10 protein-coding genes and 1 pseudogene are annotated in these 12,849 nt (G+C 68.6%); 8 read left to right on the top strand and 3 right to left on the bottom strand.

All coding sequences use genetic code 11. The features are described from left to right. Positions 1-759 precede the first annotated feature (759 nt). The 7 genes from JS521_RS27835 (at position 760) to JS521_RS27810 (ending at position 7,736) form a co-directional block, all read left to right on the top strand. Positions 760-1,647 carry an ABC-three component system protein gene (locus JS521_RS27835; protein ID WP_239487934.1) on the top strand — a complete coding sequence of 296 codons (888 nt, stop codon included), beginning with the start codon at positions 760-762 and terminating at the stop codon, positions 1,645-1,647. Continuing rightward, positions 1,634-1,888 carry an ABC-three component system protein gene (locus JS521_RS36905; protein WP_239487933.1) on the top strand — a complete coding sequence of 85 codons (255 nt, stop codon included), beginning with the start codon at positions 1,634-1,636 and terminating at the stop codon, positions 1,886-1,888. The genes JS521_RS27835 and JS521_RS36905 overlap by 14 nt, the downstream gene beginning before the upstream one ends. Beyond that, a complete protein-coding gene (locus JS521_RS27830) occupies positions 1,885-2,361 on the top strand; it encodes an ABC-three component system middle component 2 (RefSeq protein WP_205085719.1) in 477 nt (158 codons plus the stop codon). Before JS521_RS36905 ends, JS521_RS27830 begins: the two co-directional genes overlap by 4 nt. Beyond that, a complete protein-coding gene (locus tag JS521_RS27825) occupies positions 2,354-4,210 on the top strand; it encodes a hypothetical protein (RefSeq protein ID WP_205085718.1) in 1,857 nt (618 codons plus the stop codon). The genes JS521_RS27830 and JS521_RS27825 overlap by 8 nt, the downstream gene beginning before the upstream one ends. 249 nt (positions 4,211-4,459) lie before the next feature. Then, the gene (locus JS521_RS27820) at positions 4,460-5,101 is read left to right on the top strand and encodes a DUF6461 domain-containing protein (RefSeq protein ID WP_307847964.1); all 642 of its coding nucleotides are present in this window, start codon (positions 4,460-4,462) and stop codon (positions 5,099-5,101) included. Between the two features lie 171 nt (positions 5,102-5,272). Beyond that, the gene (locus tag JS521_RS27815; protein WP_239487932.1) at positions 5,273-6,706 is read left to right on the top strand and encodes a HEAT repeat domain-containing protein; all 1,434 of its coding nucleotides are present in this window, start codon (positions 5,273-5,275) and stop codon (positions 6,704-6,706) included. 814 nt (positions 6,707-7,520) lie between these two features. Further along, on the top strand, positions 7,521-7,736 hold the full coding sequence (locus JS521_RS27810; RefSeq protein WP_205085716.1) for a DUF6207 family protein: 216 nt from the start codon (positions 7,521-7,523) through the stop codon (positions 7,734-7,736). A gap of 10 nt (positions 7,737-7,746) precedes the next feature. Here the strand turns inward: JS521_RS27810 and JS521_RS27805 are convergent, their stop codons facing one another. The 3 genes from JS521_RS27805 to JS521_RS27795 form a co-directional block, all read right to left on the bottom strand. Further along, entirely contained in the window at positions 7,747-8,535 is a 789-nt protein-coding gene (locus JS521_RS27805; RefSeq protein ID WP_205085715.1) for a hypothetical protein, read from the bottom strand. Positions 8,536-8,960: 425 nt separating this feature from the next. Continuing rightward, positions 8,961-9,287: a hypothetical protein gene (locus JS521_RS27800; protein ID WP_205085714.1), complete on the bottom strand. Its 327-nt coding sequence runs from the start codon at positions 9,285-9,287 to the stop codon at positions 8,961-8,963. A 72-nt stretch (positions 9,288-9,359) separates the two neighbouring features. Next, positions 9,360-11,786: a DEAD/DEAH box helicase gene (locus tag JS521_RS27795; RefSeq protein WP_205085713.1), complete on the bottom strand. Its 2,427-nt coding sequence runs from the start codon at positions 11,784-11,786 to the stop codon at positions 9,360-9,362. A gap of 198 nt (positions 11,787-11,984) precedes the next feature. Between JS521_RS27795 and JS521_RS27790 the strand changes: the two are divergent. Next, a pseudogene (locus JS521_RS27790) lies at positions 11,985-12,782 on the top strand (helix-turn-helix transcriptional regulator); the annotation flags it as partial. Positions 12,783-12,849 lie beyond the last annotated feature (67 nt).

Here is a 12,849-nt window from a genome sequence, read left to right as displayed (position 1 = left end):
CCTGCCGCGGGGGAACGCCCCTCGTGCGCGGGGGCCTCTCTACCGCGGCGCCCCGCGCCGTGTTCGAGAGGTTTCCCTTCCGCGTTGCTCCAGGGAAACGAGGCTGCTGATGCAACCTCAGGCGGTTCCGGTTCCCGGAACCTTGAGGGCCCGTCCGCTGCGCTCCCTGGCCTTTACCCGCTTCGCGGGGCTGGCTACAAGGAGGGGTCGGGTGCTTCCTCCGGGGAGAACTTTCGGGGAATCCGGATTCAGGGGTGGTGCCTCTTGGAGTGGAGGATTCTGAAGCTGGTGTCGTTGGACGGCCCGTCCCGGTTCGTGCACCGGACCGTGCTTCGCGTCGCAATCCGCAAGATCGTCACCGATGCCGAGATCTGCCCGACAACGTGGTGCCCTGCCTGATCCGTGGGCGCCTTCCACCTCGCCCGGCGCCATCAGGACGCCAGCGCAACACCGACGCGGGCGGGCGAAGCCGTGCACCACAGCGGGACGTGGCCCGACAGGTGGGGTGTTCCCCACACCTGCACTACTGCTAAGTGGCGGCATAGTGCAGGTCACCGAAGTCCGCGCCCGCAATGACCTGGCCAAGGCCGTCTGAAGAACGGGGGCGGAATCCCGCCCGGAGTTGCTGATAGCAGACGAAGAGGGTGCGTAGGTGACATTTTCGGCTGTTGCTGGCTGAACTTCTTCTGTCCATGGCGTAGTGACTGGTGGTAGGAACATCGGGGTCAGGGTTCCGTTTCATGTACGACCGGGGGGTCGATGAGCACGTCGGAGCGGTTCTCTGCGTTCCATGCTGAGCCTCTCTTTCATGAGCTACCCAAGCCTGCGCAGACGCCAGTGACAGTGGTGGCCCCCATGATGGCAATGCCGCCCACGCTGACGCCCAAGCAGATCCTGGTACACCACTCGGCTGACCAGTGGGAGGAGTTCGTCTACGAGTGGGTGAGCGCGCTCAAGGAGGCCGAGTACGTGGACGTGGTAGGCATGGGGGGAGCCAACGACGGGGGTGCGGACATCGCCGCGTTCCTGACCAGGGACAAGACCGACGGTCCTTGGCACTGCTTCCAATGCAAGCACTACGGCAAGGCCATCGGCGCCGCTACCGCGTACCCGGAAATCCTCAAGATCCACTCTGCGGTGGCCAAGCAGAAGTACAAGGTGCTGCCTGAGCGGTACGTCTTCGTCGCTCCGAAGATCGGGGGGTCGTTCGCCCAGCTTCTTACAAAGCCGTCAGCTCTTCGGACGGGATTCTTCGAGTGGGTGGCGAAGAACATGGGGAAGCTGGACAAGGAGTACGGCGAGGATCCCCTGCAGCAAGCGCTGGACCTGGCAAGCCGGTCGGACTTCTCCCGGTTCGAGGCCGGCAACCTCGACAGGATCCTGGAGGTGCATTCCAGGACGCCGCAGCATGTCAGGCGGTTCGGCACGCGCCTGCCCGACCGGCCCGCCATCCCCGCGGCGCCGCCCGAGCATGCACCGAAGGAGACCCGGTACATCCAGCAGCTGCTGGATGTCTACTACGAGAAGTGGGGGTGCTCGCCAAGCTCCCCGGCCGAGGCACACGCCCATCACAGAGCGGGGCCGAACCTTCGGCGGCAGCGGGAGGCGTTCTACTGCGCCGAGGCAGCTGCGTATGTTCGCCCGTGACAGCGTGCCTGAGGGGACGTTCGAGTCCCTGCAGAGCGATGTGTACAGCGGGGTCTCGGAGGTGGAGGAGGACGACTTTCCCACCGGATACGCGCGTTTGAAGGGTGTGCTCGCCGCCGCGCGGGACATGCCGCTGGGGCCCAATGTGCTGATCCACTATGTGAAGCCCGAGGACCGTAAAGGGATTTGCCACCAGCTCGCCAATGAGGACCGTCTCACATGGGTGCAGGAGGAGTTGTGAATCCTCTGAACAGTCCGCTCGAAGTCGGCATGCGTGCCCTGGTCCTGCTCACGCGCAGGTTCCCCAAGCCGCTGGACCTGGCCGAGCTGGTGTACCTGGATCACGTCATGCTGCACAGCGGTGAGCTGAACGGTCCGCCCAGTCTCCATCCCACGCTGCCGGCGGGGCCGGGCGAGCTGGCGATGCGGCGTCATCTGATCGAGCAGGGCCTGCGCGTGTTGATGCGGGCAGGGCTGGCAGACGTGGAGGCTGGTGAGGAAGGACTGCTGTATCGGGCGAGCGAGGAGGGTCCTGGTTTCGTCGACCTCCTTGAAGCTCCTTACGTCGCCGCTCTTAGGGACCGGGCCGCGTGGGTAATCGCCGCCCGGTCGTCCTCCGGACTGGATGTGCGTGCTGCGACGAGGGCCATCACCGACCGGTGGGTCCGAGATTTCGATTCCCAACTGCCGCCTTCGGGAAGTGACCATGCCTAGCATCCGGCTCCTGCACCTGACGTTCGCCGGCTCCGGCCGGGAGCGGGCACAGGTCGTCTTCGGCGAGAAGCTGACCGTCATCTACGGCGCCTCGGACACCGGCAAGTCGTTCGTCACCGAGGCAATCGACTACATGCTGGGCGCGCGCAAGCTCGACCTCATCCCCGAGGCCGAGGGGTACTCGCAGATCTTCCTCGGCCTTTCCCTGCCCGACGGCAGTGTCATCACGCTCATGCGCGGCCCTCAGGCAAGCCGGGTCCATGTCTTCGACGAGGATGTTCGGGACTTGGTCTACCGGGCACCAGACCTCGATCTGAGTGTGAGCGCCAGGGGCTCGAAGAACATCTCCCGCTATCTGTTGGAGAAGCTCGGGCTCGAGGGCACACTGATCGCGACGAACGACACCGGCGGCACCAAGCTGGTTGGGTTCCGTGACCTGCTGCACCTGTGTCTGATCAGCGAGACACGGATGGTGTCGAAGGTTCCGCCGGTCCTGCGCTCCACCGGCACCAGCGGGCAGACCGCCCTCAAGTCGGTTCTGAAGCTGCTGCTGACCGGCCAGGGAGAGCCGGTGACCGACGCCAGGCCGAACGCGGCACAGCGGAGGCTGCAGAAGGGCAAGATCGGGCTGCTGGACGAACTGATCCTCGACCTTCAGCGCCAGCTCGATCCGCACCGCGGGAACGAGGGCGAGCTGGCGGCGCAGCTGCACCGGCTGCTCGCCCACCAGGACACCGTCGCGACTTCCCTGCGGGAGATCACCCTGCGGCACACGGCCGCCGCGGGGCGCCGGGCGGACGTTGCCATCATGCTCGGTCAGTACGACCAGCGTTTGGCGGAGATCGACGACCTTCTCGGACGGTTCGGGCTCCTGCGCAGCCAGTACGAGTCCGATCTTGCTCGCCTGGCCATGGTCAGTGAAGCAGGCAACCTCCTGGGGTACTTCCGCACCGGGGCGTGTGTCTTCTGTGGCGCCGATCCAGAGCACCAGACGGCAGAGCACGATCAGGAGACGACCGCCCTGCACGCCGCGGTCGCGGCCGAGGACGGCAAAACCCGTCACTTGCTGTCCGACCTGCGTCTGACCATTGACGATCTCCAGATCCAGCGCGAGGGCGTTGCCGGACAGCGTGAGAACTGCGCCGCCCAGGCCGAGCAAGCCGATCTCGAGATCGCCCGCATCACAGAAGAGCTGCTCCCGGTCGAGAACCTGGCCTCGGAAGCGATGGCCGCTCGTTCACGCCTCGAGAAGGAGCTCGGACTCCACAATCGGATCCAAGAGCTTCAGGAAGTCCGCGACCAGCTGGTAGCCGACGGTGCTGTCCCCGGCGGGCGCCCCACAAGCAGCATTCCCGCTGGCGCCGTCGCCGCTTTCGACCGCGCCGTCGAGCGGGCCCTTCATGCCTGGCATGTCCAGCTCCGCAGTGTGTCCTACGACCAGTACACCGCGGAACTGTTCGTGGGCGACCGTGGCCGCGTCGGCCACGGCAAGGGCATGCGAGCGGTTCTTCACGCCGCCTTCGCCGTCGGTCTGGCCGACTACTGCCTCGGCGAGGAACGCATCCATCCCGGGTTCATCATCCTCGACTCCCCTCTGGTCACCTACCGGCAGCCTGTCGCCGCGCGCCGCACCGACGACGAGAACCTGCCCGACAGCGTCAGCGACTACTTCTACCGCGACCTGTTCCACCGGTTCACCGGCCAGGCGATCATCGTGGAGAACACCGACCCACCAGCCGACATCACCGGGGAAGCACAGGTCTACATGTTCAGCCGCGACCCCGATGACCACCGCTTCGGGTTCTTCCCTGTCGGGGCGGCTCGGGGCAGCGACGTGAGCGAGAGCTAAGTCTGCTCGTCCCGTCGAGGGCGCCTGAGCCTGTGCGGCGGAAGCTGTCTGCAGGTGATTGGGGCGGTTCCATGGTGCGGCGGATGCATGTGAACGATGTCTGACAGTGAGGTGGGGGCGCAGCGCATTCGACCTGCGCTGCCCCGCTGTCCGCGTCCGGTCTGGGCTACGCCAACATGCTGTTCATCGTCACCGTGATGGCGGAGCTAGTGGTGCTATCGCCACGCATCGCCTGGTCTACATTGCCAGGTGAGTCGGCCGGGGGGCGAGGAGGGGGCGGACGTGGCGAACGGGTTGCGGTCGACCGCATACGACTTGGGTTACACCTTCACACTCTGTGAAGGTATCCGGCCGCAGGATCTACTGGTGCGGATGGGCGCAGAGCCGCATCGCCTCCAGGAGCTGTCCGACGATGTGGTGGCCGAGCTCCAGATGCGACCGGAGGATGGTCATTTGAATGACCTCGACTTCCTCGACTGGGAGGACGAAAGCCTGGTATCACGGCTGACCGAGGGTGGGTTCCTCTCACATCCGGAAGCTATCGTTCGCGCTGGCGCGGTTCCTGGCTGGGCCTATGCCGTCGAGAACATCACCAACCGTGCCCCTGCCCACCTGGCGGCGCTATCGCAAGGAACTCGCGCATACACCGTGTTCCGCAGTGTGAACGGCGAACACGAGGTCGGCTATGCCGTCGACGGCCAGGTACTGGCCTACTACAAGCCGGTCGTGCGCCATATGGCAGAACCCGACGAGCGTAGGGTGCCAGGCTTCGAATACTCCGGCGAGGAACCTCCCGACGTTGCCTTTCTGCGCTTCCTCGAGATCGAGCACGGCATCCATGTCTCGTGGGAGGACTTCCGGGCTCCGCTTAACACCGCCGCCTTCGCGTAGGCCAATGGTCTGGCCGTCAAAGCTGCTTGCACCGGCAACGTCACCTGCCGGGAGACCTGTCGCCGCCGACAGAGCACAGACCTTCTCCTGCGCAGAGTCTTCGCTCCTCCACGCGTCTTCCGCCCAGGCGACTTCTGGGTGGTGTCAGTGGTGTTCGGCATAGTGCCCCGCATGATGATCAATGAATTCGACGGCGTGGACTGGGAGTCCATGGGCCACGCCTATGGTCCGGCGAGCGACGTTCCCGGCTGGCTGAAAGGGATGGCCTCGGCCGACCCTGGTGTGCGGGACAAGGCGTTCAGCGACTTCTACAGTGCGGCGCACCATCAGGGGGATGTCTATCCGTGCACGGCGGCCAGCCTGCCGTTCCTGTTCGAGATGGCCGACAGCCTCGCGACCCCTGACCGGGGCTCGGTCATCGAGTTGCTGCTCAGCATCGGGCAAGAGTGCCGGGATATGGATCCCGAAGGGGTGTACTTCACGCCGGTCGGCACCGAGTCCAGAGCCCATGTGGACGCGTTGGCGTTGATAGGTGAGCGTGCCGAGGTGTTCGTCCGCTGGGTGATGGACCCGGATGAGGAGGTGCGGCGGCCCGCGATCGAGTGCCTGGGGCTCTTCCTCGCCGACAGTGCACGCGCGTTGGAGGTCCTTGGCAGTCTGCTTCCCAGAAGCAGCATGGTGCAGCAGCTGTTCGTTGTGAGGGCGGTGGCTACGGTGGCACTGCGGGATGCGGCCGTGCACGGTGCGACCGCCGGCTGGCTGGAAGATCTGGCCGGTGACACGGCACAAGTGCCCGAGGTGCGGCTCGCTGCTCTCGTTCACCGGGTCCGGTGCACTCCGGGAGAGCTCGGCGACGCTCTTGTGCCGGCGGCGGTCGGTCTGATCCGTGAGATCGCACCGGAGGAGACCGGCGGGGATGACGATGCGCCCTGCCGGGCCGAGGCGGAGCCGGATGTTGCCGCGGGCACGGAGCCTTCCCCGGGTGTGCCGCCGCAGGTCGCCGCGGCGTTCGAGGATCTGGAGCGGCACGGCCGCGTGCACGCGCCGACGACCTCCCTACTGGAGGCGCTTCACACGGTGCTGGACGATCGTGTGCTGGAGCGCACCGCGTTGCTCTCCGAGCAGTTGTGCAGCGCGGACCCTGGGGTGCGCTACGACGCGATCCGTATGGCCAAGGAGTTGATCGGCCAGTGGCGTGGGGATCACTCCGGCCTGGTGGTGCTGATCGCGGGCTGTCTCCTGCCCGAGGACGCGTACACCTCCGCCGCGGCGGCGGAGGCTCTCGGAGCGCTCGTGCCGGTGAGCGAGCCGGCGCGGGAGGCCCTCGCCGCCTATGTAGAAGCGTGCCGTGCGGAACACGGGCCACGCGTGTGGGGGCCCGGGAGCGGCTGGTCCGCCGCGCTCACCAGGAAGCCGTCAGGGCGCTGGCGTGCCTGGGGGATCTGCGGGCGCTGCCCTGTGTGCTGGAGGCGCTGGACGAGGGCACCGACGCCTGGCGTGCTGTGCAGGTGGCCGGGCATCTGGGCGGCGCGGCCGGTGACCTCACGCCGAGGCTGTCGAAGCTCCTGGCGGAGGTGGACTTCTCGGATGCGTCGCAGTCGATGAGTGCCAATGCTCTGGTGTCCGCCCTGAGAGAGCTGGGTGACCCCGGGTCTGCACCGGTGCTGGCCAGTGCCGTAGCCGCGGCCGTGCGTGAGGAGCAGTGGCATACGGCCGCCTCCGCCCTGAAGGCCCTGGCCTCCTTCGGCCGTGAGGCCGCTTTCGCCCTGGATGTGGTTCGCCCGCTGGCCGACGCGCAGGACGTCACCGTCCGGGCGGCCGCGACCGCGGCACTGTGGGAACTTGAGGGCGATGCGGCCGGCGTCGTGCCGAGGCTGGTTGAGCTTCTTGACACCCACGAGAACGACGAAGCAGCCGCCGTCCTGGGACGGATCGGGCAGGCTGCCGCACCGGCCCTGCCGCGTCTGCGAAAGATGCTGACAGCAGGCTACGAGTGGACCCGGGTCTACGCCGCGACAGCCCTGTGGGACATCGGCGGTGACGCAGAGGCGCCCGCCGTCGTGGGGACGCTCCTGACAGCGTGGGCGGAGAACGACTCGACGTCCAACCATGTCCTGGCCTGCCTGAACCGCATGGGACCGGCCGCCCGGCCGGCCCTCCCCCGGGTCCGGGAAGAGCTCACGCTCCAGCGCCGCAGCGGCCGCTTCCGCGACATCCCCAACGACGAGCACCTGCTGGCGGCCTGCCGCTCCATCACGTCCCGCCTCTGAGTAGCCCCCTGCGGGAAACGTCGGCAGCGCCCCTTCGCCTGCCGACGGGGCCTACTGCCCCGGCATCCGAGCCGCGCACCGCGTCCGCCGGATGGGTGAAGGGGCAGACGGGCGCGAACCGTGCTCACCGGCTGGGCGTCAGGGACGGCATGAAGAAGATCAGCGAGCAGCACATCAGCGAGCCCGGCCTGGTGGTGCAGGACATCACCGCGGCGGACGAGGACACGCTTCGGCTGGTGGTAGCCCAGTTGGAGGAGCGCTGGGCGACATCAGGCCTGGCCCCTGTACGGCGAGTGCCGGGCCGGGCCGGCGTTACGAGCCGGGTGTACGCGGACATCCGCCGCACTGGGGCCGAGGATGGGTGAGGGGTTCGGGCTACTTCGGCGGGCGGCGCCCGGTGAGGTCCTGCCACGCGTTGCGCTCGGCCGTCAGATTGGCGAGGGCTTCCTTGCGGCGGGGGTCGGTGCGGTTGCGGTCCATCACGTCCGCCCGGCTCTGCTCGGCGGTCTTCAGCGGGCCGGTGTCCTTGCGTGCTTCGGCCAGTTCTTCCCGGGCCTGAGCGAGCTGTGCCGGCAGACCGTCGCGGAACCTCTTCTCGGCCGCTGCAGCCGCGTTGATCTTCATCTCGAAACCCCTCACCTGTCCTTCGTCGAAGATCTCGACAATCTCGTCCGGGGCTGTTGCCGGGTCCCGGCGGTGAGGAAGCCGCACCAGTTCGGGGCTGTCGTCGGCCGGGTGGATGTACAGCCACAGATCCCGCTCACTACGGTCGACTCGGGCCTGAAGTCCTGCGAGCGGCAGCTGCCTGCCCTCTGGGAAGATGAGGACCGCGTGCTCGTACAGGACGAGCCCGCCCAGACGTCCCCGTTCCGTGCCCCGGCCGGGATCTTCCAGCAGCGCCACCTCCCGCTTCAGCTTGCCGACGCGCTGTTCGTACTCCCCGCGTACCGAGCCGACCTTCGCGTCCGCCTCGCTGTACGCCCGGCGCTGGTCCTTGTCCACCGCGCGCAGTTCGCTGCGCGCCTGGGTGAGCAGGGCGCGTTCTTCGGCGTATGCCGTGTGGAAGGTGTGGGCCCATGTGCCGGGGAAGAGGCTGCGCCGCCAGGCCGCCCAGATCCCTGCCCCCACCATCAACAGCATCAGCACTCTTACGGCTTCCACCATGTCCTGTCCCCCTGTCCTGTTCTCACGTGCTGGTTCTACCGTCAGCGGCCCGTCGGTGTGCCAGATCAGGCCAAAGAGATGCCTGGCGTACAGGGATGCAGGGATCCCGGTGGGGAAGGAAGCTTCCCCTGGGGTGCCCGGTGCACGGGTTCAGTAGCGGGTGACCGAGCCGGTCTGCCCCAGGGCTTGCTTTTTGGCTTCGGCGGACGGTGCTTCCCGGTCCGGGGCGGAGGAGCTGTTGGTGCGGCGTCGCTACGGAGAGTGGGGGGCGGGGGGGCGGTGGGGCCCGGGGGCGGCGGTGAGCAGCGTCCGGATGGTGCGGACGAAAGGTGATCGCTCTGCAGCTGCTACTACGCCACAACGCTCAGGATCCCCAACACTCACTTACGGTTCTCCGGGCGTGGCTCCGCCCGGTCGGCGTGGCGTCAGTGTTTCCTGCGGCTCGGCCATCCGTAGCGGTAACGCACCCACCAGAGTGCTACGGGAGGGAGAGCGGCGTTGGCCGCCAGCGTGATCCAGAGGTCCCGGTCCCAGGCGTACCGGATGGACAGGAAGGGGATGCTGGCCGCCGTCGCAGCTATCCCCAGGAACAGGGCTGTCTCGCAGGCAGCGCGCGCACGGGCCCAACGGGTGCGCTTGACGAACATCAGCCGCAGCGCGAAGCCGACTGTCACCACTGCGAGGACCCCCGCAGCTGTCGTCGTCCCAAGGGCCAGCTGGGCGTCCTCCAGGCGGTTCCACTGCTGTGTCATGTGCCAAGACTGCCGCCGCGCCTGGCAGCGAACATCCGCTGAGGTACTCAACGCTTCGTCTTCGAGGGGAAGTTACGCCACAGCGGCCGGGATGGGGTCGGGGGCGCACCAGTCTCCGTCGAAGAGGGCGGCGACGAGGGCTGCGTGGTCGGTGGGGAGTTGGCCGTCGCGGTGTTTGGTGCGGGTCTTGGCGAACCAGGGGCCGATCTGGACGGTGTCGCCGTCGACGCGGAGGGTCTCGCGGGCGGTGGGGGCGCGGCCGTGGCGGTGGAGGAAGAGTTCCAGGAGCTGCACGGTCTGGGCGAAGGTGCGGCGGGCGCGGCGCGGGGGTGCCAGGGGGCTGATGGCGGGGGTGAGGCCGAGTGCGGTGAGCAGGTCGCGCTGCCCGGGGTGCAGGGTGGCCCAGCGGACGAGCTGGCGGGTGAGCCAGGAGGTGATGTTGACCCCGGCAATGCGGGTGTCGGGGGTGAGGGCAGCGGGGTCGTTGCCCGCCTCCAGGTGGGTGCGCAGGAGGTGGTACTTGCGGTGCCAGTCCGCGCCATGGGGCAGGCGCCAGTCAGGGGCGATGGCGGTGAGGGCGTCGGTCCGGGCGGGGGTGAGCTGGTCGGTGGTGGCGAGGTGTCGTTGTTCGGCGAGCCACGCTCCGAGCGGGGTGGTGGCAGGGACGGCGAGGTGGCCGTGGGTGCGGTGGTGGTCGGCGGCCGCGGTGAGGCGGGAGCGCCAGGCGGCTTCGTGCTTGTCCCAGATCATGTCCAGGGCGTCGAGTTCGGCGATCCAGTCCGCCTCCAGGCGGCCGGCTTTGCGGGCGTCGCGCATGGCGGTGATGAAGGTGCCCAGGGTGTGGCCGGTGGGGTCGGTGTAGTCGGCGGGGACGTCGAGGTGGCTGTGCTGGTCGTGGTAGGCCTGGGCGGCGGCGAGGCCGAGGCGGCGGGAGCGGGAGGTGGTCGGGTCGCGGGGGTCGAAGGAGACGAGGTCCATGGCCTGGGCGATGCGTTCGGGGTGGACGGTGAAGTCGAAGTGCCAGCGGCGTTCGATGACGTTGCTGGTTTCCTTGGGTAGGCGGTTGGCCTTGTCGGGCAGGCGTTCCAGGATGCGGTGGTCGTGGCTGGCCAGGGCGGAGGCGATCGCCCACACCGGTTCGTAGGCGGAGCCGAGGATGTCTTCGGGGCTGGCGTCGGGCGGGAGGCAGACGGGGACGATCAGGCTGGCGGTCTTGCCGGAGACGTCCAGGCGCAGGGCGCGGCCCAGGGCCTGGACGCAGCGGATGACGCTGCGGGTGGGGTCGGCGAAGACGACGGCGTCGACGCTGGGGATGTCGACGCCTTCGGCGACCAGGCGTGCGTTGGTCAGGATCGCGGTGGTGGCTTGGGCGAAGCGGGTGAAGGTCTTCTCGCGCTGTTGGGGGGTGTCCTCGCCGTGGACGAACAGCGTCTCCGGCCGGGTGTCGGGGATCAGGTGGGGGTCGGTGGCCGCGAGCTGGCGCAGGGTGTGGGGCAGTTCGCGGGCGAAGAGGCGGGCGTCGGAGGTGAGGTTGAAGTAGACCAGCACCTTCTTCAGGCCGTGGTCGGCCATGGCGCGCAGCACGGCCAGGTGCAGGGCGGTGGTGCGCAGGGCCTGGTCCGGCCCCTCCCCCTCGCCGTCGGGGTCGGGTGCTGGGAGATTGATGCGGCGGCGCAGGTCCTCGTCGGTGAGGGTGGGCACCACGATGCGGTAGTCCGGTGCCCGGCCGTCCTCGATCGCCTGGGCCAGCGGATACTCGAAGATCTTTTTCCCGTAGGTCTGTTCGTTGTTCATGGAGTTGGCGAACAGGTCGGCTGCCGGGCCCGGGAGGTTGGAGGTGCGGCGGCGGGGGCGGGTGGTGTCGGCGGACTCGGCCAGGTCGGGGGCGGCGAAGACGCGGCGGGTGGGGGTCATGTAGAGGCGACGGTCGGCCCGGATGCGCTGGTTGTCGTGGACGGCGGCCCACTTCTTGTCGGGCCTTCCGGCGATGCGGTGTGCCTCGTCCATGATCGCGAGGTCGAACGGCGGCACCGCGTATGCGGTGTTGTGGGTTTCCTGGATCTTGTCGAGTGAGTCGTAGGTGCAGATCAGCGTCAGGGCCGGGATCTGGTCTGCCCTCTCCCCCACGACCGACATGAGGGCGGCCAGGGTGACGGGGTCGCTGCTGGACATGACGCGGGCGGAGACCAGGGCGTCGCGGCCGGCGGCGTCCATGGAGGAGACGATCACCATGTGCTCGGTGTGGCCGTCGCGCCTCCATGCCAGGGCGGTCTGGGCTGCCAGGTCGAGGGTGGGCACGACGAACAGGACCAGGCGTGCGTGGAGTTCGTCGGCCACGCGGATGGAGACCAGGGTCTTGCCCGTTCCGGTCGCCGCGACGTACAGCCCCCGTGTCCCGGGGCGCCGCAGATGCCGCGCCACCCGGGAGACGGCTTCCGCCTGGTCGGGGAACAGCGCTCGCTTCTCCGGCAGGCCGGGGGTGGCGGCGACCACGGTCATACAGCACTCCTGAGGGCGGTGCGGGCTGCGGGGGGGGCATCGTCCCGCTGAGTGTTTGCGGCAGGTCTTTCTCGAGAGCCCTGGCCGGTTCACGCTACCACCACCAATCCCTTCAGGTACGGTGAATGTACGTGATTCGAACGCTAGTTGTGCGATTGGTGTGCGGTTCAGGGGTACAGTGGGTGGCGGAGGTTCACCATGTCCGAGTTGTTCGATGCTGTTGACGCGCTCGTCGCGTCCCGGTCTCCGCTGCCGCCGCCCGCCGAGCGCAAGCGCCTGCGGCAGGCCCACGGGCTCACCCTCGAAGAGGTGGCGACCACCCTGGACGTGCGGCGGGCGACCGTCGGCGCGTGGGAGTCGGGTAAAACCGAACCCCGCCCGCCCCAGCGAGAGCCCTACGCCCACCTGCTGAAGCAACTCGCCCGCCTCTACCCCTCCCCCACAACCACCGAGGGCGGCGCCCCGGCCATCCCGACTGCCACGGCACCCGCCGCGCCCTCCGCTCCGGCCGAGGCGGCACCTTCCGCACCTGCGGCGGCGAACGCCTCCGTCCCGGCTCCTGCCGTCCCGGCCCCTGCGGTCACACAGCCGTCGCCGACGGCCGCACAGCGTCCAGCACGCGGCTCACGCCGCCCCGACGCCCCCCGGGCCGCCGCCGCCCACTCCCCCGCGCCCGCAGGATCCGGCCCGTACGCACACGGTCCGCTGCTCGTCCTGGACACTGATGACGAGCAGCAGGTAACCGGCTACGGCACCGGTGGTCTGCTTCTCGATGTGCCGTCCAAGTCCCTTCCCGCCCTGGTGGAATGGGCGCTGGCCGAGGCGCGGGTGGGGGCGGAGAAGCTGCACGCGTCGGGGAAGGACGCCGACCCGCTGCTGGTCCTGACCGCAGCGGCGTGCGAGCGCTACGGCCTGCCCGCCGCCCTGTCGGATGCGGAGCGGTCGGCGGGGCGGCTCCCGGAGGGCCACAAGGTCATCAAGCTGCTGGAGCGGGCGATCAGCACGCGCTGGTGCTGGCCGCCCGACAGGGCGCTCACGGAGTCCTTCGCGCGGTCGGCCAGGC

The organism is Streptomyces durocortorensis, from assembly GCF_016901035.1.
Taxonomy (GTDB): domain Bacteria; phylum Actinomycetota; class Actinomycetes; order Streptomycetales; family Streptomycetaceae; genus Streptomyces; species Streptomyces durocortorensis.
This window is presented reverse-complemented; position numbering and strand designations above follow the sequence as displayed.